Annotated in this window: 24 protein-coding genes; 17 read left to right on the top strand and 7 right to left on the bottom strand. The window is 54.0% G+C overall.

Annotated elements, in window-relative coordinates:
* The first annotated feature begins 111 nt into the window (after positions 1–111).
* Genes rfaD through A3466_RS20625 form a run of 6 tightly spaced genes read left to right on the top strand, consistent with a single transcriptional unit; the run spans position 112 to position 6,297 of the window.
* Positions 112–1,044 carry an ADP-glyceromanno-heptose 6-epimerase gene (gene rfaD / locus A3466_RS20650; RefSeq protein ID WP_063452148.1) on the top strand — a complete coding sequence of 311 codons (933 nt, stop codon included), beginning with the start codon at positions 112–114 and terminating at the stop codon, positions 1,042–1,044.
* A 2-nt stretch (positions 1,045–1,046) separates the two neighbouring features.
* A complete protein-coding gene (gene rfaF / locus A3466_RS20645; protein ID WP_063452147.1) occupies positions 1,047–2,093 on the top strand; it encodes an ADP-heptose--LPS heptosyltransferase RfaF in 1,047 nt (348 codons plus the stop codon).
* 3 nt (positions 2,094–2,096) lie between these two features.
* Positions 2,097–3,080 (top strand): lipopolysaccharide heptosyltransferase RfaC, encoded by a 984-nt coding sequence (gene rfaC, locus A3466_RS20640; RefSeq protein ID WP_063452146.1) that lies wholly within the window; start codon positions 2,097–2,099, stop codon positions 3,078–3,080.
* A gap of 3 nt (positions 3,081–3,083) precedes the next feature.
* Positions 3,084–4,193 carry a glycosyltransferase family 9 protein gene (locus A3466_RS20635; RefSeq protein ID WP_063452145.1) on the top strand — a complete coding sequence of 370 codons (1,110 nt, stop codon included), beginning with the start codon at positions 3,084–3,086 and terminating at the stop codon, positions 4,191–4,193.
* A 5-nt stretch (positions 4,194–4,198) separates the two neighbouring features.
* Positions 4,199–5,098, top strand: a complete 900-nt coding sequence (locus tag A3466_RS20630) for a glycosyltransferase family 2 protein (protein ID WP_063452144.1) — start codon at positions 4,199–4,201, stop codon at positions 5,096–5,098.
* Positions 5,086–6,297 (top strand): O-antigen ligase family protein, encoded by a 1,212-nt coding sequence (locus tag A3466_RS20625; RefSeq protein ID WP_063452143.1) that lies wholly within the window; start codon positions 5,086–5,088, stop codon positions 6,295–6,297. The genes A3466_RS20630 and A3466_RS20625 overlap by 13 nt, the downstream gene beginning before the upstream one ends.
* Before the next feature lie 23 nt (positions 6,298–6,320).
* Here A3466_RS20625 and A3466_RS20620 read toward each other — a convergent pair whose 3' ends face one another.
* Entirely contained in the window at positions 6,321–7,277 is a 957-nt protein-coding gene (locus tag A3466_RS20620; protein ID WP_063452142.1) for a polysaccharide deacetylase family protein, read from the bottom strand.
* 150 nt (positions 7,278–7,427) lie between these two features.
* Here A3466_RS20620 and rfaQ point away from each other — a divergent pair, with 150 nt between their 5' ends.
* The 7 genes from rfaQ (at position 7,428) to coaD (ending at position 14,320) form a co-directional block, all read left to right on the top strand.
* Positions 7,428–8,498, top strand: coding sequence for a putative lipopolysaccharide heptosyltransferase III (gene rfaQ / locus A3466_RS20615; RefSeq protein WP_063452141.1), 1,071 nt, complete (start codon positions 7,428–7,430; stop codon positions 8,496–8,498).
* The gene (locus tag A3466_RS20610; RefSeq protein WP_063452140.1) at positions 8,495–9,622 is read left to right on the top strand and encodes a glycosyltransferase family 4 protein; all 1,128 of its coding nucleotides are present in this window, start codon (positions 8,495–8,497) and stop codon (positions 9,620–9,622) included. The genes rfaQ and A3466_RS20610 overlap by 4 nt, the downstream gene beginning before the upstream one ends.
* Positions 9,623–9,624: 2 nt before the next feature.
* Positions 9,625–10,725, top strand: a complete 1,101-nt coding sequence (locus A3466_RS20605) for a glycosyltransferase (RefSeq protein ID WP_063452139.1) — start codon at positions 9,625–9,627, stop codon at positions 10,723–10,725.
* Positions 10,726–10,736: 11 nt separating this feature from the next.
* The gene (locus A3466_RS20600) at positions 10,737–11,726 is read left to right on the top strand and encodes a glycosyltransferase (protein WP_063452138.1); all 990 of its coding nucleotides are present in this window, start codon (positions 10,737–10,739) and stop codon (positions 11,724–11,726) included.
* A gap of 66 nt (positions 11,727–11,792) precedes the next feature.
* Complete coding sequence (gene waaA / locus A3466_RS20595; RefSeq protein ID WP_003860874.1) at positions 11,793–13,067, top strand: lipid IV(A) 3-deoxy-D-manno-octulosonic acid transferase; 1,275 nt, start codon at positions 11,793–11,795, stop codon at positions 13,065–13,067.
* Entirely contained in the window at positions 13,067–13,837 is a 771-nt protein-coding gene (locus A3466_RS20590; RefSeq protein ID WP_063452137.1) for a glycosyltransferase family 2 protein, read from the top strand. Before waaA ends, A3466_RS20590 begins: the two co-directional genes overlap by 1 nt.
* A gap of 3 nt (positions 13,838–13,840) precedes the next feature.
* A complete protein-coding gene (gene coaD / locus A3466_RS20585) occupies positions 13,841–14,320 on the top strand; it encodes a pantetheine-phosphate adenylyltransferase (protein WP_063452136.1) in 480 nt (159 codons plus the stop codon).
* Positions 14,321–14,322: 2 nt separating this feature from the next.
* Here coaD and mutM read toward each other — a convergent pair whose 3' ends face one another.
* The 4 genes from mutM to radC form a co-directional block, all read right to left on the bottom strand.
* A complete protein-coding gene (mutM, locus tag A3466_RS20580) occupies positions 14,323–15,132 on the bottom strand; it encodes a bifunctional DNA-formamidopyrimidine glycosylase/DNA-(apurinic or apyrimidinic site) lyase (protein ID WP_003860879.1) in 810 nt (269 codons plus the stop codon).
* A 72-nt stretch (positions 15,133–15,204) separates the two neighbouring features.
* Complete coding sequence (gene rpmG, locus A3466_RS20575) at positions 15,205–15,372, bottom strand: 50S ribosomal protein L33 (RefSeq protein ID WP_003024094.1); 168 nt, start codon at positions 15,370–15,372, stop codon at positions 15,205–15,207.
* Positions 15,373–15,394: 22 nt separating this feature from the next.
* Positions 15,395–15,631: a 50S ribosomal protein L28 gene (gene rpmB / locus A3466_RS20570; protein ID WP_002436699.1), complete on the bottom strand. Its 237-nt coding sequence runs from the start codon at positions 15,629–15,631 to the stop codon at positions 15,395–15,397.
* A 217-nt stretch (positions 15,632–15,848) separates the two neighbouring features.
* Positions 15,849–16,514 (bottom strand): RadC family protein, encoded by a 666-nt coding sequence (gene radC, locus A3466_RS20565; protein WP_063452135.1) that lies wholly within the window; start codon positions 16,512–16,514, stop codon positions 15,849–15,851.
* Positions 16,515–16,687: 173 nt separating this feature from the next.
* On the opposite strand from radC, the gene coaBC reads away from it, so the two are divergent.
* The 3 genes from coaBC to slmA all read left to right on the top strand — a co-directional run bounded on the left by coaBC (position 16,688) and on the right by slmA (position 19,053).
* Entirely contained in the window at positions 16,688–17,899 is a 1,212-nt protein-coding gene (gene coaBC, locus A3466_RS20560) for a bifunctional phosphopantothenoylcysteine decarboxylase/phosphopantothenate--cysteine ligase CoaBC (RefSeq protein ID WP_120286608.1), read from the top strand.
* Positions 17,877–18,335, top strand: coding sequence for a dUTP diphosphatase (dut, locus tag A3466_RS20555; protein WP_015570042.1), 459 nt, complete (start codon positions 17,877–17,879; stop codon positions 18,333–18,335). Before coaBC ends, dut begins: the two co-directional genes overlap by 23 nt.
* Before the next feature lie 121 nt (positions 18,336–18,456).
* The gene (slmA, locus tag A3466_RS20550) at positions 18,457–19,053 is read left to right on the top strand and encodes a nucleoid occlusion factor SlmA (protein WP_017383620.1); all 597 of its coding nucleotides are present in this window, start codon (positions 18,457–18,459) and stop codon (positions 19,051–19,053) included.
* A gap of 82 nt (positions 19,054–19,135) precedes the next feature.
* On the opposite strand, the gene pyrE is transcribed toward slmA, so the two are convergent.
* Together pyrE and rph are read right to left on the bottom strand one after the other, a co-directional pair.
* A complete protein-coding gene (gene pyrE, locus A3466_RS20545) occupies positions 19,136–19,777 on the bottom strand; it encodes an orotate phosphoribosyltransferase (protein ID WP_063452133.1) in 642 nt (213 codons plus the stop codon).
* A gap of 67 nt (positions 19,778–19,844) precedes the next feature.
* Positions 19,845–20,561 carry a ribonuclease PH gene (gene rph / locus A3466_RS20540; RefSeq protein ID WP_006812424.1) on the bottom strand — a complete coding sequence of 239 codons (717 nt, stop codon included), beginning with the start codon at positions 20,559–20,561 and terminating at the stop codon, positions 19,845–19,847.
* Positions 20,562–20,686: 125 nt separating this feature from the next.
* On the opposite strand from rph, the gene A3466_RS20535 reads away from it, so the two are divergent.
* Positions 20,687–21,550, top strand: coding sequence for a YicC/YloC family endoribonuclease (locus A3466_RS20535; RefSeq protein ID WP_003860907.1), 864 nt, complete (start codon positions 20,687–20,689; stop codon positions 21,548–21,550).
* The last annotated feature ends 63 nt before the right edge of the window (positions 21,551–21,613 follow it).

Below are 21,613 nucleotides of genomic sequence, written 5' to 3'. Positions count from 1 at the left end.
GTACCCCTGCTGCATATCGGTGAATGGCTGAAGACCGGGCATTGTGATGATATGATATGACTATTAGCGTCCGGGATTGTCCCCGGGCTCAACACTTCAAAGGTTACAGTTATGATCATCGTTACCGGCGGCGCGGGTTTTATCGGCAGCAACATTATTAAGGCCCTCAATGATAAGGGCATCACCGACATTCTGGTGGTGGACAACCTGAAAGACGGCACCAAGTTCGTTAACCTGGTGGATCTGAACATCGCTGACTACATGGATAAAGAAGACTTCCTTATCCAGATTATGGCGGGTGAAGAGTTCGGCGAGATCGAAGCCATCTTCCACGAAGGTGCGTGCTCTTCCACCACCGAGTGGGACGGCAAGTACATGATGGATAACAACTATCAGTACTCTAAAGAGATCCTGCACTACTGCCTGGAGCGTGAAATTCCGTTCCTGTATGCCTCCTCAGCAGCAACCTACGGCGGGCGCACCTCGGACTTCATCGAATCCCGCGAATACGAGCAGCCGCTGAACGTCTACGGCTACTCCAAGTTCCTGTTTGACGAGTACGTGCGCCAGATCCTGCCGGAAGCGAACTCACAGATTGTCGGCTTCCGCTACTTCAACGTTTACGGGCCGCGCGAAGGGCACAAGGGCAGCATGGCGAGCGTGGCGTTCCACCTGAACACCCAGCTGAATAACGGTGAAAGCCCGAAACTGTTCGAAGGCAGCGACGGCTTCAAGCGTGACTTCGTCTACGTAGCCGACGTTGCAGCCGTAAACCTGTGGTTCCTGGAGAACGGCGTCTCCGGCATTTTCAACCTGGGCACGGGCCGCGCAGAATCCTTCCAGGCGGTGGCTGACGCCACGCTGGCGTACCATAAGAAAGGCAGCATCGAGTACATTCCGTTCCCGGATAAGCTGAAAGGCCGCTACCAGGCGTTCACGCAGGCGGACCTGACCAACCTGCGCGCCGCAGGCTACGACAAGCCGTTCAAGACCGTTGCCGAAGGCGTAACGGAATATATGGCCTGGCTGAACCGCGACGCGTAAGTATGAGAATTCTGGTGATCGGCCCGTCATGGGTGGGCGACATGATGATGTCGCAAAGTCTCTATCGCACGCTCAAGGCGCGTTATCCCCAGGCGATAATCGACGTGATGGCACCCGCATGGTGCCGTCCGCTGTTGTCGCGTATGCCGGAAGTGAACGAGGCGATCGCGATGCCGCTCGGCCACGGGGCGCTGGAAATCGGCGAGCGCCGCAAGCTCGGCCATAGCCTGCGCGAGAAGCGCTACGATCGCGCATACGTGCTGCCTAACTCCTTCAAATCCGCCCTTGTGCCCTTCTTTGCAGGCATCCCGCACCGTACCGGCTGGCGCGGCGAAATGCGCTACGGCCTGCTGAACGATGCCCGGGTGCTGGATAAAGAAGCCTGGCCGCTGATGGTGGAGCGCTACGTGGCGCTGGCCTACGACAAAGGCGTCATGCGCAGCGCGAAAGATCTGCCGCAGCCGCTACTGTGGCCGCAGCTTCAGGTTAACGACGGGGAGAAATCCCACATCTGCAACGCGTTTGGCATTTCCTCTGAACGCCCGATGATTGGCTTCTGCCCCGGCGCAGAATTTGGCCCGGCTAAACGCTGGCCGCACTACCACTACGCAGAACTGGCGAAACAGCTGATTGACGAGGGTTATCAGATTGTGCTGTTTGGCTCGGCGAAAGATCACGAGGCGGGCAATGAAATCCTCGCCACGCTCAGCACCGAGCAACAGGCCTGGTGCCGCAACCTCGCCGGGGAAACGCAGCTTGAGCAGGCGGTTATCCTGATTGCCGCCTGTAAAGCCGTGGTAACGAACGACTCCGGTTTAATGCACGTCGCCGCCGCGCTGGATCGTCCGCTGGTTGCGCTGTATGGCCCGAGCAGCCCGGACTTCACGCCGCCGCTGTCGCACAAGGCGCGCGTTATTCGTCTCATTACCGGCTATCACAAAGTCCGCAAAGGCGATGCGGCAGAAGGTTACCATCAGAGCCTGATCGACATTACGCCGCAGCGCGTTCTCGAAGAACTCAACGAACTGCTGTTGAGCGAAGAAGGATAACGGATGCGGGTATTGATCGTTAAAACCTCCTCAATGGGTGATGTTCTGCATACGCTGCCGTCGTTGACGGACGCGATGCGGGCCATCCCTGGTATCCGTTTTGACTGGGTGGTGGAAGAAGGCTTCGCGCAAATCCCCACCTGGCATGAAGCCGTTGACCGCGTGATCCCGGTGGCCATTCGCCGCTGGCGCAAAGCGTGGTTCTCCGCACCGATTAGAGCCGAACGTAAAGCCTTTCGCGAAGCGGTACAGGCGCAGCGTTACGACGTCATCATTGACGCGCAGGGGCTGGTCAAAAGCGCGGCGCTGGTCACGCGTCTGGCGCACGGCGTAAAGCACGGTATGGACTGGCAAACCGCCCGCGAACCGCTGGCGAGCCTGTTCTATAACCGTCGCCACCATATTGCCAGGCAGCAGCACGCCGTGGAACGCACCCGCGAACTGTTCGCAAAGAGTCTCGGCTATGCAAAACCCGACGCCCAGGGTGACTACGCCATCGCACAGCATTTTCTGCGCGAAACGGAGAAGGATAGCGAGCCGTATCTGGTCTTCCTGCATGCCACAACGCGCGACGACAAGCACTGGCCGGAAACGCACTGGCGAAGACTGATTGAACTAATGCAACCTTGCGGTATCCATATTAAACTCCCGTGGGGTGCTGAACATGAGCGGCAGCGCGCGGAGCGTCTGGCAGCAGGCTTTTCCCACGTCGAGGTGTTGCCCAAACTCACGCTGGCGCAAGTTGCCGCACAGCTGGCGGGCGCTAACGCCGTCGTTTCTGTGGATACAGGATTAAGCCATTTAACCGCCGCACTGGATCGTCCTAATATCACGATTTTCGGCCCGACCGATCCGGGATTGATCGGGGGTTACGGTAAAAACCAGCATCAGATGGTCAGCCCTACGCAACAAACGAAGGATATTAGCGCAGATGCTATTTTTTCATTTTTACAGGGCAGCCATCGGCTTTCCAACAGGGATATTTAACCCATGAGTTATGTATTTCTGCTGATTTTACTCTTTCCGGTGAAGTTCCTCCGGAAGCTGTTTCGGAAAGACACGGGTAAAAACCTTGTCATTCAGACAGCCAAAATCGGTGACTTTATTAATGCGACACCTCTTCTGGCACATCTGCAAAAAAGCGATGTGTTGGTCAGTCGCAGCGTTGGCGCGCTGGCGAAGCATGATGAGACTATCGAGCAGATCTATTTTATTGAGCAGCATAAGCGCAGCCTGTGGCGTAAGCTCTGCTTCGCTTGCAGGATCATGAACCGCTACGACAACGTCTACCTGCTACAGCCCAACAGCGTAAACCTCTTTTTTGCCGCCGTCTGCAATGCAAAAAACAAACAATTTTTAAGCATTTACACTCGCAGGTGGTATCACGGAATTTTCTATCTCGCTGCCGACGGTATCGTTGAGCATGGCAAAAAAACGCTTTCGGTGACGAATTACCTGAAACTGGCCGATCGCTCACTCACCTGGCAGGACTCTCCCAAGCACGCCACAAAGCCGCTCTTCAAACCGACGACTTACCCGGCCATTCTTGATAAACCAGACGTTATCCGCATCGGCATCAGCATTGCGGCGGGTAATAAAGCCAAAACGGTGCCGCCTGCTATCTGGAAGCGGATTGTGGATCGTCTCGCCGATTTACCCTGCGAGTTTTATGTCTTCGGCGCGCCAAACGAACAGTCGTGGATGGACGATATCACCCGCCTTTACGGTGATATCCCGAATTTTATCAATCTGATTGGCAAAATTTCGCTCGAAGAGCTTCCCTGGGCCATTTCTAAAATGGACTGCTACATCGCGTCTGATTCGGGTAATGTCTACATTGCAGACGCTGTCGGCGTGCCGGTGGTTCTGCTGTTTGGGCCTTGCTGCCACTATGAACAACGTCCGCTTGGCAACGTGATGCTGATTGGTAATGACGACAACATTTGCTCTTATGTCTTTGAAACACGTTATTATTTCCCTCAGGAGAGGGAAGAGCTTTTCGCGGTGACTGAACCCGCTTTAGACGAACTCCAGCAGTTTATTCGACGCTTGCCGAAAGCCCGCTCACTGGATCGCGCTATCGACGCTCAAGGACACTAATTTTTATGGCTTTTTTAAGCGTCATCATTGCTGCGCATAATGCTGAAGATACGCTGCCCGCCACGCTTTCGAGCCTGCTGGCAGCAACCGTCCAGGACACAGAAATCATTATTTTTAACGACAGTTCTGAGGATGCCACGCAGGCAATAATTGACGAGTGGTCGCCTAAATTTCCGCAGGTCATAACCCGGACCGTGAACTTTCGTAACGTAGGCCAGGTCCGAAACAGTGCCGTCGCGCTGGCATCGGGAGAGTACATTACGATGCTCGACAGTGACGATTGCTTAAAGCCGGGTAGCCTGAGAGACGCAATCACCTTCCTGAAAGCACAGCGCCCGGACATGCTGCTGACGCGTTTGCTTGAGATTCGCGATCCCCGGAAAATAAGCGCAGAGTGGCGGGGATTTAACCCGATTTCCTTGTCACAGCATGAAGCAATCTCGCGTTTCTTACGTCACAAAGATTTTCAGGCGCATCTCATCGGTCAGTTTGTTCATCGTAAGCTTTATGAAAACAATCCGATTCCCTCTCTGCAATGCTATGAGGATTTCGCTGTTTTTCCCGGCATGCTAATGCAGTCGAGTAAAATAGCTTATCAGCGCCAGGGCCACTATTATTATATTAAACGCAGCGACAGTTTATCGAGCGTTCTGGATGCCAGCAAAATATCTACGCTGGTCGAGTGTACGCTACAGATGGAAAACACATTTCCATCCTCCTACAGGCCTCTCGTCAATTGCCACTGGTTTGATATCTACAGCAACCATCGGACATATCTCTCAGACCAACACCTGGCGCTCGTTACGCAACGCGTAAAATCCATGTATACATTGTCGTTTTTCCTTTCCACCGATGTTCGTTTTAGCTACAAAAAAAGGGTTATTGAGGCGTTATGGAAAAAATAAGACCACGACTGTATCGGCTGACACTCATTTTGAGCCTCATCTCTTTGATGTTGGCATTGGTTAGTTCAGGAAAACAGAGAGAGTTTTTCTATATTGCTATTTACGTCAGCATTATCGGCCTGGCGTTCGAATATAAAAAAATTACGCTGCGTCCTTTTACCATAGCGCTGCCGATTTTATTGATTGGATTACTGAACCTTAGCTGGTATGTCATCTATGAGTACCATAATCAGGGGATGAATCTTTACAGCGATTATCTCGATTCAAGTAAAAAATTAATCCTGGCGAGCGTCCTGATATTCTATATTGACCGTTTTAAATCCTATCTCGATAAAGAGACCTTTAAAAAATATTTCCTGTACGCCTCAGCTGCGGGGTTTGTACTCGCAACGGGATATGGCCTGTGGCAGGCAACGCAAGGGATGGCTCGCGTCGAGATGGCGATTAACCGAGCCACCGTTTCAGCTTATGTTTATTCCGTGTTATCGCTGGCATTCGTGTACAGTCTTTACCTACAGAAGAACGTGACGCTTTACGTTGTTGCTGGTTTAACCATTTTACTTTCTTACTTCGTCATACTGCTCACGGGCACGCGCGCTGCAATGGGGCTTTATCTGCTCCTGGCGATAGTGCTGACGCTCTATCACTTCAGGCGTATTCACCTTAAATCCACCCTCATCTTTTTATGTATTGTGGCTGGTATTATCATCGTTAGCTACAAGCCGTTAATATCGCCTAAAATATCCCAAACACAGCTTGAATATCAGAGATATCAACAGGGTATTGACCGCACGTCACTCGGCGCTCGTTTTTCCATGTGGACGGTAGGTATTCAGAATGGACTTGCCCATCCGTTAGGGCAATCGCTGGAAGAGCGTGAAGCATGGACGCAGCAGTATATTAAAGACGGACATCCACACCTTGGCAGCGCGCTCGAATACATTAAGGTCCACCTGCACAACGAATTCATTGAGAAGTTCTCTTTGCAGGGGATCCCCGGCGTGGCGGTAATGCTCTTTTTCTTTGTTTCAATGATTGCGTATGCTCTGCGAAACAGAAATGCGCTGCTGCTAACGTCAATGCTTCTTTTGCTTTTGTATGGACTGACGGATGTCATACTGCTCAGCTCAGAAGCCCTCATCTTCTTTATGATTATCTTTGCGTTGAGTACACCTTTCTCGCAAACAAAGCAGCAATAGCAAATATGCCCGCCTGGCGGGCATTATGCTTTTTTGTACTGGTAAAACTCTGCCAGCGTCATTCCCACCGTTTTATCTGATAGCCAGGTAAAGAGCTGTTCCAAATCCTGATATAAATCTTCAATCGCCGCCTCATCTTTAAACGTCGGGCTGCCGCCAGGCATAAATTCCGACGAATGAAGCATAAACTCCACGTAGTCATTCCCCTGAGACAGGCACTGCTGCGCAACCTTAATCATCTCCGCCGCGTTCTCGCCGGACGGGCGTAACCAGTTAACTGACGGAGAACGGTATTTACCGCGAAGACGATCATAACCCTGCTTCAGGGAATTCAGCCATGCCGGGTGTTTATACTGGATGCTCATCGGCACTTCGAGTAACGGGCTGTTTCCAGGACGGGAAATATCGTCTGCGTCCAGAAAGTAAGCGCGATCGGGAAAATGCTGGTAATTCGTTCCGCCACTTCCCTGAGGGGCACCTTTCGCATTTCGCCAGTTCACGCGCGGCGTGACGGAACAATCTACCTGATAACCCAGCTCGATCAGCAGCCTGGCGTAACGGCTGTCAAATGCCCAGCGCCCGGCGCGATGGCTGAGCATTTTTGTCTGGAAGGTCTCTTCCAGTAAGCGGGTCATAAATACCACTTTCTCACGCATCACCTCGTCTGAAAACTCAATCAGATAAGGCTGCCAGCGCCAGTCATCACCGGTAAGATCGTGCTCCGGAGGGCTGTTCCAGGCATGGAGATGCATCCCCACCTCACCCTGGCCGCGGGCTATGACCTCTTTAGCGAACGCAATAAATACCGGTTCGACTGCCATCTCGTAGTTGGTCAGCCAGACGGGCTTAAAGCCGAAACGTTCACAAAGCGCCTGAAACCGCGCCAGGTAGCGCGCGTTTTCCGTTTTGATCACCCGGTGGTTCTGCCAGAGATTATCCCCTTCGGTATCGATCGTGATGATAAACGCTGGTTTTTTCATAATGAGCCCGCAAGACAAAATAGTTAGCGCTATGTTACGCACGCCCGAAAGCAGGAGTAAACCCTTCCGGGGAAATTCCCGACATTATGGAGAAAGAGTGCAAGTCGTTACCAGGTCTATTAGAATTGCCAATAGTACAACGCCGATAAGATGATGATGAATAACTTACCTGACACGCCTGATTTGCGCATTTTACTGATCAAACTTCGCCATCATGGTGACATGTTACTCACTACCCCCGTCATCAATTCATTACGCCAAAAATGGCCTGAAGCCCAAATCGACGTGCTTCTCTATGAAGAGACGCGAGACATGCTCGCCGCGCATCCGGCAATCGGTACGATCTACGGTATCGATCGTAAATGGAAGCAGCTGGGGACACTGAAGCACCTGCAAAAAGAGTGGCAGCTGCTTCGTGCGTTGCGCGCTCAGCATTATCACCTGGTGATTAATCTGGCCGATCAGTGGCGCAGCGCGATTGCCACCCGCTTCACCGGCGCACCGGTTCGGCTCGGGTTTGCCTTTAACAAGCGCAATAATGCATTCTGGCGTTTTTGTCACAGTGAACTGGTCTCTGTGGCCAGCCATCAGTCGCTACATACCGTTGAACAAAATCTCTCCATACTGTCAGCGCTGCCGGTAGCGTCCAACCCTACCGTCACCATGGCTTACAGTGCGGATGACTGGCACCATGCTCAGCAAAAGCTGACGCAAAATGGCGTGGGAGAAGGCTTCATCGTTATTCAACCCACTTCACGCTGGTTCTTTAAGTGCTGGGACGAAGGCAAAATGGCGCAAACTATCGCCGCGTTGCAGCAGGACGGCCACACCATCGTTCTTACCGCAGGTCCGGATAAAAAAGAGCTGGCGATGATCGATCGCATTCTTGCCGCCTCCCCGCAAACGGGTGTTGTTTCGCTGGCAGGACAGTTAACCCTGCGCCAGCTGGCCGCGCTGATCGATCATGCGAACCTCTTCATCGGCGTTGACTCCGTACCCATGCACATGGCCGCCGCCCTTCAGACGCCCTGCGTGGCGCTGTTTGGCCCGTCAAAATTGACGTTCTGGTCGCCATGGCAGGTTAACGGCGAGGTCATCTGGGCAGGTAACTACGGCCCGCTTCCCAACCCTGACGCCATTGATACAAAAACGACGGAACGTTATCTCGACGCCATACCCGTTGATGCCGTCGTCTCCGCCGCAAGGAGATACCTGCAATGAAGCTTCATCGTCTGGCCATCGTGCGCCAAAAATATCGTCCGGATGGGGGAGCGGAACGTTTTGTCTCCAGGGCGCTCACCGCGCTGAGTAATCAAAATCTTGAGCTCAACGTCATCACTCGCGAGTGGCAGGGTGAAAAGCAGGACGACTGGCACATTCATATTTGCGATCCACGGAAATGGGGTCGCATCAGCCGTGAAAGCGGCTTCGCACATGCCGCGCGCGCGCTCTGGCAGCAACAGCAGTTTGATATTGTGCAGAGCCACGAACGCATTCCGGGCTGTGATATTTACCGCGCCGGAGATGGCGTGCATCGACGCTGGCTGCTACAGCGGTCGCGTATTCTTCCCGCCTGGCGCGCGAAGCTGCTTATGCACGATCGCTATCACCGCTACGTAATGCACGCAGAGCGTGAAATGTATCAGGCGCCCGAGCTGAAAGCCGTTATCTGTAATGCGGAGATGATCAAACGCGAAATCGTCGAAGACTTTGATATTGACGCAAAAAAGATACATGTGATTTATAATTCAATAGATTCCAGCCGCTTCGTTCCGGCAGAAGAGCGTCAGCGTGCTGTACTGCGTAAGCAATTTGGCTTACCCGCTGATGCCGTCATTTTCTGCTTCGTGGGTTCAGGGTTTGAACGCAAGGGTCTGGCAAGCGCTATTCGGGCGATAGCAGGAACATCAGCGTGGCTGATTGTGGTCGGTCAGGATAAAGCTGAAAGCCGCTATCGCGACCTCGCCCGTTCATTAGGCTGTGAGGGGCAAATCCGTTTCCTGGGGATGCAAAAAGAGACGCTGCCATTTTATCAGCTTTCTGATGGTTTACTGCTGCCGACGCTGTATGATCCTTTTCCTAACGTCATACTTGAAGCAATGGCCTGCGGATTGCCCGTCATTACGTCAGAGAGTTGCGGTGGATCAGAATTTATTGCGCAAGGCCAGAACGGGTTTTACTGTGATGCACTTGATATCCGCACATTGAAGGAGGCCGTCGTGTCCATTCCTTCACTGGCAAAAAATAACAATATGGGGCTTGCGGCGCGTGAACGCGTCAGAGAAGCAACCCCTGAAAAACTGTCAAGTCAGCTTATTTCGCTTTATCAAAAATTACTGGATTAATAATGCGCATCCTAATGATTATTGATGGTTTACCCGGTGGAGGAGCTGAAAAAACGGTTCTCACCCTCTCCAGCGGACTGACAGAACTGGGGCATCAGGTTACCCTTTTCTCCTTACGGAAGGTGTGCGACTACGCCATTCCGGAAGGCATCGATTTTCAGGTTGTGCAGGATACCTGTAAAAAACCCTGGCGGAAGTTGACCGAGATCCCGCGTCGCGCCCGTTTGCTGGATCGCGCCATTGAGCAGGCAGAACGCAGCGGTAAATTTGACGTTGTCTTCTCGCATCTGCATAAAACCGACCGTATCGTGGCGCACAGCCGCGCGCTGGATCGGGATAAGGTCTGGTTCTGCGTACACGGGATGTTCTCCTTCTCCTATTTACGCCATCGCAGTGGGCTTTCCCGCTGGTTTAAGCATTATAAAATTCGCCATACCTATGAAAACCGCAATGTTGTGGCGGTATCCGGCGCCGTGCTGCACGATCTCTCGGAAGTACTCGCTATCCCCCTGCGGCGCAAAGCGGTTATCCATAACCCCTTCGATATCCCTGAAATTCAGCGTCTGGCAGAAGCGCCCTTTGAGATGCAGGGGCAGGATTACATTATCCACGTTGGCCGTTTTCATGAACACAAGCGACACGACCGGCTTCTGCGCGCGTTCGCGCTGAGCAAGATCGACGCATCGCTGGTGTTAATGGGCAAAGGCTCTGACGCCAAAATAGACCAGCTCAAACAGTTAGCCGCTGAGCTTGGAATCGAAAATAAGATTATTTTCCGCCCGTTCGAAACCAACCCCTATCCGTGGATCAAAGGGGCTCGCCTTTTAGTGTTAAGTTCCGACTGCGAAGGTTTTGGTAATGTACTGGTGGAGTCCATTATCTGTCAGACCCCACCGGTGAGTACAAACTGCCCTGGCGGCCCTGCTGAGATCCTTACTGGCCCCCTGGCACGTGGTCTGACAGCGTTAACCGACGAATCACTGGCGAAAACACTGGCAGAACTGTATGCCTCTCCGCCGGTTGTTGATCGCGAAACGATCGCATCGTTCGGTATCAACGCCATTTGCCAGCAATACATTGCTTTGGTCGACAACCAAAAATAATCAGGTTTCATATGCAAAATTCAGCGCCTTTATTAAGCGTGGTGGTTGCCGTTTATAACGGTGAAGCTTTTCTCGATCAGTTCTTTACCTGCCTTGTCAATCAACATATCGACAGTATGGAAGTCATCATCGTCAATGATGGCTCTACTGACCGCTCGATGCAGATTGTCGAAAAATGGCGCGAAACGCTGCCACAGATGCAGGTTATTGAACAACCTAATCAGGGTGTGTCCATCGCGCGAAATACCGGCCTGGCCGTTGCGACCGGCCAATATCTCTCTTTCCCGGATATTGATGACGTCTTTAAACCCGGCATGTACCAGCGTCTGCTGGATATGGCCGTCACGCAAAACCTGGACGTCGCCACCTGCAATGGCAACTACGTTTGGGAAAATAACAAAAAACCGTCTCGCCCAATCTTCCCTGAAGATAAGCTCGCCTCAACGGGCGTCATGAATGGCGCAGCCTGGTTAAAAAAGGCGCTGGATTCACGTAAATTCCTGCATGTGACCTGGCTGAATATCTATCGCCACGATTTTATTCGTCAGAACGGTTTCCGCTTCGAGCCTGGCCTGCGCCATCAGGATATCCCGTGGACTACCGAGGTGCTGCTTGCCGCGGAACGCGTTCAGTACACCAGCGAACGCTTTTACGACTACTACATACACTCCGCCTCGGTATCGCACACCCCGGATAATGACGACACGCTAATTCGCTCCGCGCGTCATTACATGAAGATCCTGAAGATGCTTGATGCCATTAACCAGCGTTATCCGGATAAAGTGAAAAATATCCCTGCCTGCCACTGGCAAATTGCTAAAGAGGGCCTGGGAATTATTCATACCTTCGACAACATGAAGGATGAGGCGAAGAAATCAATGATAATTAAAGAGTTCTTCGACACCGGGATCTGGAAGCTTATCTGGAAGAGTGCCAAAAGCCCGCGTTTGCGCTGGCGCCTGGGCCGCCGCTACTTCCGTTTAAAACGGTATCTGGCATAAGAGATAGCTTTAGCACGCTTAAATGCTTAGAATTTCCCGGCCGAAACTAAAAAAACGGATAATCGCTTGGAATTGTTGTATACCGCCCTGCTCTACATCATTCAGCCACTGGTGTGGCTGCGACTGTTGCTCCGTAGCCGTAAAGCGCCTGCGTACCGTAAACGCTGGGCCGAACGCTATGGCTACTGCCGCAATAAAGTGGCGCCGGACGGTATTCTGCTGCATTCCGTGTCAGTCGGGGAAACGCTGGCGGCCATTCCGCTGGTGCGTGCCCTGCGCCACCGCTATCCGTCGCTGCCCATCACCGTCACCACGATGACGCCAACCGGCTCAGAGCGTGTGATGTCTGCTTTCGGTAAAGACGTGCATCACGTCTATCTTCCGTACGATCTTCCCTGCGCCATGAACCGTTTCCTGAATACCGTTCGCCCTAAACTGGTGATCGTCATGGAAACCGAACTGTGGCCGAATATGATTTCCGCCCTGCATGCCCGTAAAATCCCTTTGGTTATCGCCAATGCGCGTCTGTCAGAACGCTCGGCGAAAGGGTACGGCAAGCTGGGTAAATTTATGCGTCGCCTGCTCAGCAAAATCACGCTGATTGCCGCGCAGAACGAAGAAGATGCCGCGCGCTTTATCGCCCTCGGGCTGAAACGCAACCAGCTTGCTGTCACGGGTAGCCTGAAGTTCGATATTTCCGTCACGCCAGAACTCGCCGCCCGTGCGGTCACGCTGCGTCGACAGTGGGCGCCGCGTCGCCAGGTCTGGATTGCCACCAGCACTCATGACGGCGAAGAAGCGATTATTCTTCAGGCTCACCGCCAGCTGCTGGAAAAATTCCCTGATTTATTGCTGATTCTGGTTCCTCGCCATCCGGAGCGTTTCAAAGATGCCCGCGAGATGGTGCAAAAAGGCGGTTTCAGCTTCACCCTGCGCAGCAGCGGCGAAATTCCCTCAGGCAGCACGCAGGTGGTGATTGGCGATACGATGGGCGAACTGATGCTGCTGTACGGCATTGCGGATCTCGCCTTTGTCGGCGGCAGCCTGGTAGAGCGCGGTGGTCATAACCCGCTGGAGCCGGCGGCGCACGCCATCCCTGTGCTGATGGGGCCACACACGTTTAACTTCAAAGATATCTGCGCTAAATTGCAGCAAGCCGATGGCTTAATCACTGTGACCGACGCGGATTCGGTGGTCAAAGAGGTCTCTACCCTTCTGACTGACGAAGATTACCGCCTGTGGTACGGTCGTCATGCCGTTGAAGTCCTGCATCAGAACCAGGGCGCACTGACCCGTCTGCTGCAACTTCTGCAACCTTATCTGCCGCAGCGGAGCCACTGATGTCAACGCGTCTGTCGGTCGTGATGATCGCCAAAAACGCCGCCGACCTGCTTCCGGATTGCCTGGCCTCCGTTGCCTGGGCTGACGAAATCGTCATTCTCGACTCCGGAAGTACGGACAACACGATGGACGTTGCCCGAGCTGCGGGCGCAAAAGTCTTTACCGACACCGACTGGCAGGGCTACGGCATTCAGCGCCAGCGCGCGCAGGGGTTCGCCACGGGCGATTATGTGCTGATGATTGACACCGACGAGCGCGTCACCCCGGAACTCCGGCAGGCCATTCAAAGGGTGCTTGCCGCGCCGCAACCTGGCGCGGTCTACAGTATCGCGCGCCGTAACTATTTCCTGGGCCGCTTTATGCGCCACAGCGGATGGTATCCCGACCGCGTGATGCGCCTCTATGCGCGCGAGGGTTATCAGTACAACGATAACCTTGTTCATGAGTCGCTGGCCTGCGATAACGCTCAGGTGATCCCCCTGACGGGCGATCTGCTTCATCTGACCTGCCGTGATTTCGCCAGCTTCCAGCGTAAACAGCTCAACTATGCCACCACATGGGCGCAGGAACGCCACCAGCGCGGCAAGAAGGCCACGCTGACGGGTATCTTCACCCACACGCTTGGCGCGTTTCTGAAAACGCTGCTGCTGCGCGGCGGCGTGCTGGATGGTAAGCAGGGCTGGTTACTGGCGGTGGTCAATGCCCAGTATACTTTCAACAAATACACCGAGCTGTGGGCGCTGAACCGCGGCTACTCAGAGAAAACGTGAGCCATGAGCACAAAAGCGATTTATCCGGGTACCTTCGATCCAATCACTAACGGTCATCTTGATATCATCACCCGTGCGGCGTGTATGTTCGACAAGGTGATTCTGGCCATCGCCGCCAGCCCGAGCAAAAAGCCGATGTTCGACCTGAACGAACGCGTGCAGCTGGCCACCGATGCGATTTCGCATCTGTCGAATGTTGAAGTCGTCGGGTTCAGCGATTTAATGGCAAACTTTGCCCGTGCTCAGCAGGCCAATATCCTGATCCGCGGGCTTCGCGCGGTAGCAGACTTCGAATACGAGATGCAGCTGGCGCACATGAACCGCCATCTGATGCCAGAGCTGGAGAGCGTATTCCTGATGCCCTCCAAAGAGTGGTCCTTCATCTCGTCTTCGCTGGTGAAAGAGGTGGCGCGCCATCACGGGGACGTTACCCACTTCCTGCCGGTTAACGTCCACCAGGCGTTGATGGAAAAGCTAAAGTAACCTTACTTCTGGCACTGACGGCAGTAGAACGTGGCCCGCTGGGCATGTTTCGTGGCAATAATCGGCGTCCCGCAGGCCCTGCATGGCTCACCCTTACGGCCATAAACCTGCAACTCCTGCGCAAAATAGCCCGGCTTCCCGTCGCTTTGCAGGAAATCCTTCAGCGTCGTCCCGCCCTGCTCAATTGAGCGCAGCAGTACCGCTTTAATCACTCTGACCAGCAGCTCGCACTCCTGCGCCGACAGCGAAGAGGCCAGCCGATCGGGATGGATCCCGGCGGCAAACAGCGATTCGCTGGCATAGATATTCCCCACTCCCACCACCAGCTTATTATCCATCAGCCAGGGTTTAATCGGAGTCTTCTTCTTCGCACATTTCTCTTTGAGATAATCCGCGTTAAACGCCTCAGAGAGCGGCTCCGGCCCGAGATGCGCCAGCACGTTGTGCCCTTCCAGCTCTTTGGTCCACAGCCATGCGCCAAAGCGACGCGGGTCGGTATAACGCAGCACTTTGCCGTTGCTCATCACCAGGTCAACGTGATCGTGCTTTTCCGCAGGCAATTCTTCGGTGAGGATGCGCAGACTGCCCGACATGCCCAGATGGATAATGATCCAGCCGTCAGGCAGCTCCAGCAGCAGATATTTCGCGCGGCGCTGCACGCTCAGGACGGGTTTATCGCTTAACGCGTGGATCTCATCGGAAACCGGCCAGCGCAGACGCCCGTTGCGAACGACAGCATGAAGAATAGTCGCGCCGACCAGATGCGGCTCAATACCGCGGCGGCTGGTCTCTACCTCTGGTAATTCAGGCATGGTTCCTCCGTTGAGATGCAGAATGCAAAAAACCCCGCAGATGCGGGGTTTTTCAATACAAGGAGACTAAAATTATTTGATTTTAGCTTCTTTGTACAGTACGTGCTGGCGTACAACTGGATCGAATTTTTTCAGTTCCAGTTTTTCCGGCTTAGTACGTTTGTTCTTCGTGGTGGTGTAGAAGTGACCTGTACCAGCAGAAGAAACCAGCTTGATTTTCTCGCGAATACCTTTAGCCATGATTTATTTCCTCTTTAAGTACTTAGTACTTTTCGCCACGGGCACGCAGTTCGGACAGAACTGTATCGATGCCTTTCTTATCGATTACACGCATACCTTTAGCAGATACGCGCAGGGTGACAAAACGCTTCTCGCTCTCAACCCAGAAACGGTGAGAGTGCAGGTTCGGCAGGAAACGGCGTTTAGTCGCGTTCAGTGCGTGGGAACGGTTGTTACCGGTCACCGGACGCTTGCCAGTAACTTGGCAGACTCGGGACATGTCTATTCTCCAAAAATCAAATTAGCTCGAGCTTCGTATGGGGTATCGGCGCCTCGTCAGGCTTTACAGCCCGGTCATCGCATAGTTCTATTGAACTCTCGATTGCCAGGCCCAAATGCCAAACCCGAGATTCTCAAAGGTGGCGTAGTATACGCTGACTCGGCGGTGTGCTCAAGTCCCGAACAGACAAAGATCCCGATGGATCGCGAGAAAAGGCCTAAATCCAGCCACGTTCGGCAAAAGAAATGTACTCTCCGCGGCCAATTATCAGATGGTCCAGCACACGAATGTCCATGAATTGACAGCATTTGATAATACGTTCGGTAATGGCTTTGTCAGCTCTGCTTGGTTCTGCACAGCCAGAGGGGTGATTATGCGCGAGGATCACGCCGGCTGCATTCACTTTTATCGCTTCCCGCACAATTTCACGCGGATGTACCTCAACATGGCTCAATGTTCCCGAAAAAAGGCGGGTATGTTTCAGTACCCGGTTTTTGTTGTCGAGAAAGATCACCATAAAGATCTCCCGCTCCAGACCGGAGAGCTGGCTTTGCAGAAATTCGCGGGTCATGTCCGGGGTCAGGATCGGGTCTTCTTCCTCCATACGCACGTTGTAAAATCGCCGGGCAAGCTCCGCAATGCCCCGCAGCTGGGCATATTTCGCCACGCCGATGCCCTCCACGTGCGTAAACGCCTCCAGCTCGGCGGTCAGCAAACCATGCAGTGAACCAAAATGGTCTATCAGCTCTTTCGCCAGCGTAAATACCGTTTTTCCCTGCGTGCCGGTGCGTAAAAAGAGCGCCAGCAGCTCGTCGTCTTTCAGCAACGTGACGCCATGGCGCAGCATTTTTTCACGCGGTAGCAGCAGTTCAGTCTCTTCCATGCCCGGCCTCCTTCTGTTTGCCATTATGCTGCCACAGGCAAATTCGGGGCTCGACGCTGACGTTTCGTTCTTGCGTAACGCCTCGCAAAGTGAATAAAGGACATCATCACCCCGTTTTAGGGATTGTGATAAAATGCCCGCTCTCTGGTGAAACCCAACAGGAAAGAATCATGATGAGCCTGGCCGGTAAAAAAATCGTTCTTGGCGTAAGCGGCGGTATCGCTGCCTATAAAACGCCAGACCTGGTGCGCCGTTTGCGCGAGCGCGGGGCCGACGTACGGGTCGCGATCACCGAAGGCGGCAAAGCCTTTATCACCCCGCTAAGCCTGCAAGCCGTCTCGGGATACCCGGTATCCGACAGCCTTCTCGACCCGGCGGCCGAAGCCGCAATGGGCCACATTGAGCTGGGGAAATGGGCCGATCTGGTTATCCTTGCCCCCGCCACGGCAGATGTAATTGCCCGCGTGGCGGCCGGTATGGCGAACGATCTGGTCTCGACCATTTGCCTCGCCACGCCTGCGCCCGTTGCGGTTGTGCCCGCCATGAACCAGCAGATGTACCGCAATGCCGCCACCCAGCATAATCTGGAAACGCTGGCCGCGCGCGGCCTGCTGATTTGGGGACCGGATAGCGGCAGCCAGGCCTGTGGCGACGTGGGGCCGGGCCGTATGCTCGACCCATTGACGATTGTTGATATAGCCGCCGCCCATTTCTCGCCTGTCAACGATCTGCAACATCTCAACATCATGATTACCGCGGGCCCAACGCGCGAGCCGCTGGATCCGGTGCGTTACATCACCAATCACAGCTCCGGCAAAATGGGCTTCGCCATTGCCGCCGCGGCGGCCAAACGCGGCGCGAACGTCACGCTGGTAAGCGGCCCGGTGTCGCTTACCACACCGGCGTTTGTGCAGCGTATTGATGTGACGACCGCGCTGGAAATGAACGCCGCCGTACAGGCGCATGCACAACAGCAGCATATTTTTATCGGCTGTGCGGCCGTCGCTGATTACCGTGCTGAAACCATTGCTGACGCCAAAATTAAAAAGCAAGGCGATGAATTAACAATAAAAATGGTGAAGAACCCGGATATCGTTGCCGGTGTCGCCGCATTGAAAACTCATCGTCCTTACGTTGTTGGGTTTGCCGCAGAAACGAATAATGTGGAAGAATATGCCCGGCAAAAACGTACCCGCAAAAACCTCGATTTAATTTGCGCGAACGACGTATCGCTGTCCACGCAAGGATTTAACAGCGACAGCAACGCATTGCACCTTTTCTGGCAGGATGGAGATAAAGTCTTACCGCTTGAGCGCAAAGCACTCCTGGGCCAACAATTACTGGACGAGATCGTTACCCGTTATGATGAAAAAAATCGACGTTAAGATTCTGGACCCGCGCGTTGGCGAGCAATTTCCGCTGCCAACGTATGCCACCTCCGGCTCTGCCGGTCTTGACCTGCGCGCCTGTCTCGACGACGCCGTAGAACTGGCGCCAGGTGCAACGACCCTGATCCCGACCGGACTGGCGATTCACATTGCTGACCCGTCACTGGCAGCAGTGATCCTGCCACGCTCTGGCCTGGGCCATAAGCATGGCGTCGTGCTGGGTAATCTGGTCGGCCTGATCGACTCTGACTATCAGGGTCAGCTGATGGTATCCGTCTGGAACCGTGGCCAGGACAGCTTCACCATTGAGCCGGGCGAGCGTATCGCGCAGATGGTGTTTGTACCGGTGGTGCAGGCAGAATTTAACCTGGTGGCAGACTTCGACGCCACCGACCGTGGCGAAGGCGGCTTCGGCCATTCCGGGCGTAAATAACCGCCCGACAAACACGCATCTCACAGCGCCATAATGCAATAACAAACCGCAAACGTCAGTTTGCGGGTCGCTGTGTGGTTGCCAGCCTGACAAGTGCTTATTTTCAGGGGTATTTTGTAACATGGCAGAAAAACAAACCGCGAAAAGGAATCGTCGCGAAGAAATACTTCAATCTCTGGCTCTGATGCTTGAATCCAGCGACGGCAGTCAACGCATCACCACCGCAAAGCTGGCGGCCTCTGTGGGCGTGTCAGAAGCGGCGCTGTATCGTCATTTTCCGAGTAAAACCCGGATGTTCGACAGCCTGATCGAGTTTATTGAAGATAGCCTGATCACGCGCATCAACCTGATTCTGAAGGATGAAAAAGACACCAGCGCGCGTCTGCGTCTGATTGTGCTGCTGATTCTGGGCTTTGGTGAACGTAACCCGGGTCTGACCCGTATTCTGACCGGCCACGCGCTGATGTTTGAACAGGATCGTCTGCAAGGCCGTATAAACCAGCTTTTTGAGCGTATCGAAGCCCAACTGCGTCAGGTTCTGCGCGAGAAAAAAATGCGGGAAGGTGAGGGATATAATACTGATGAGACCCTGCTGGCAAGCCAAATCCTGGCATTTTGCGAGGGGATGCTCTCTCGGTTTGTGCGCAGCGAATTTAAATACCGACCAACGGACGATTTTGACGCCCGCTGGCCGTTAGTAGCAGCACAATTGCAGTAACGCCATCGCCGGATGGCGGCTTCGCCTTATCCGGCCTACGAACGGGTAGGCCCGGTAAGCGTCGCGCCACCGGGCAACGCAATTAAACCCCGAACGCTTCGCGATACGTTTTTACCGCTGCCAGATGGTCCGCCATCTCAGGCTTCTCTTCCAGATACGTAATCAGGTCTTTCAGGGTAATAATCGACGTGACCTTGCAGCCATAATCGCGTTCCACTTCCTGAATAGCAGAGATGTCGCCGCGCCCGCGCTCCTGACGATCGAGCGAAATCAGCACGCCCGCAAGCGTTGCACCGTTAGCCTGGATAATCTCCATTGATTCACGAATCGCGGTGCCTGCGGTGATCACGTCATCGACCAGCATCACGCGGCCCTGCAACGCACTGCCTACCAGATTGCCGCCTTCACCGTGGGTTTTGGCCTCTTTACGGTTAAAGCAGTACGGCACGTCGCGGTCATGGTGCTCCGCCAATGCCACCGCCGTGGTGGTTGCAATTGGAATGCCCTTGTACGCGGGGCCAAACAGCAGGTCGAAATCAATCCCTGAATCCACCAGCGCTTCGGCATAGAAACGGCCTAACAGTGCCAGGTCGCGCCCGGTATTAAACAGCCCGGCGTTGAAGAAATACGGGCTTTTACGCCCCGATTTCAGCGTGAAGTCGCCAAACTTAAGCACCTGCTTGTTAAGCGCAAACTCAATAAACTGGCGCTGATACGATTTCATGGATTTGCTCCTTTGGTTTTTCTGTCTTACAGGCAAAAAAAAGGCGACTCATTGGTCGCCTTTAAAATCAATTTTCTAACGCCGCTTTCTGCGTCGTGACAATGGATTCGATACCCCCTCGGGCCAACGCCAGCAGGGAGAGAAGCTCTTCATGGGTGAACGGCTCACCTTCCGCCGTCCCCTGCACCTCAATGATGCGACCATCTTCGGTCATCACCACGTTCATGTCGGTTTCTGCGGCAGAATCTTCAACGTATTCCAGATCGCAAAGTGCTTCGCCGTTAACGATACCGACGGAGACAGCGGCAACCATCCCTTTCATCGGATTAGTTTTCAGCTTACCGGCGGCAACCAGTTTGTTCAGCGCATCTGCCAGCGCCACGCAGGCACCGGTAATGGAGGCAGTACGCGTGCCGCCATCGGCCTGGATCACGTCGCAGTCCAGGGTGATGGTGAACTCGCCGAGGGTTTTCAGGTCAACGGCGGCGCGGAGCGCACGCGCGATCAGGCGCTGGATCTCCATAGTACGCCCGCCCTGCTTACCTTTTGCCGCTTCACGGGCATTACGGGTATGGGTTGCACGCGGCAACATGCCGTACTCGGCGGTGATCCAGCCCTGGCCCTGCCCTTTCAGGAAGCGCGGAACGCCTTCTTCGATGGAGGCGGTGCACAGTACTTTAGTGTCACCAAACTCAACCAGCACGGAGCCTTCAGCGTGTTTTGTATAGTTACGGGTCAGGGTGACGGGACGCACCTGATTGGCGCTACGGCCTGATGGACGCATGATGGATTCTCCGGCTTGAAACGAATGTGGCTGCGCATTATACGGATAAAGGACGCTTATTCCTATCCTGAGAAGCCCCTGAAAGCTATAATCCCCCCATCTCTCCTTTAAAAACGGGAATGTCTATGATCCGCAGTATGACCGCCTACGCCCGGCGTGAAATCAAGGGTAGCTGGGGTAGCGCTACCTGGGAAATGCGCTCGGTAAACCAGCGCTATCTGGAAACATATTTCCGTATGCCGGAACAGTTCCGCAGTCTTGAACCTGTGGTGCGTGAGCGTATCCGTACGCGTCTGACCCGCGGGAAAGTGGAATGTAATTTGCGTTTTGAGCCCGATGCCAGCGCGCAGGGTGAATTGATCCTTAACGAAAAGCTGGCAAAACAGCTCGTTAATGCGGCGAACTGGGTCAAAATGCAAAGCGACGAAGGTGAGATCAACCCGGTTGATATACTGCGCTGGCCTGGCGTCATGGCCGCCGGCGAGCAGGATCTGGACGCGATTACCGCCGAAATCCTCGCGGCACTCGACGGCACGCTGGATGACTTTATCGTTGCCCGCGAAACCGAAGGCCAGGCGCTGAAAGCGATGATTGAACAGCGTCTCGAGGGCGTGAGCGCCGAAGTGGCTAAGGTTCGCGCTCATATGCCAGAAGTGTTGCAATGGCAGCGTGAGCGACTTGTCGCCAAACTGGAAGAGGCGGAAGTCCAGCTCGAAAACAACCGTCTGGAACAAGAGCTGGTGCTGATGGCGCAGCGCGTGGACGTGGCTGAAGAGCTGGATCGTCTGGAAGCGCACGTTAAAGAGACCTACAACATTCTGAAGAAGAAAGAAGCAGTAGGCCGCCGTCTCGACTTTATGATGCAGGAGTTCAACCGCGAGTCGAACACGCTGGCGTCTAAGTCTATCAATGCAGAGGTGACCAATTCAGCGATTGAACTGAAGGTCCTGATTGAGCAGATGCGCGAGCAGATCCAGAATATCGAGTGATCCCTGTCCGGGTGGTGCTGCCTCGCACGCCACCCATTACTTTTTCTAATCCTTATTTAGCCT

It is taken from the genome of Enterobacter genomosp. S (assembly GCF_001631805.1).
GTDB classification, from domain to species: Bacteria; Pseudomonadota; Gammaproteobacteria; order Enterobacterales; family Enterobacteriaceae; genus Enterobacter; species Enterobacter quasihormaechei.
This window is presented reverse-complemented; position numbering and strand designations above follow the sequence as displayed.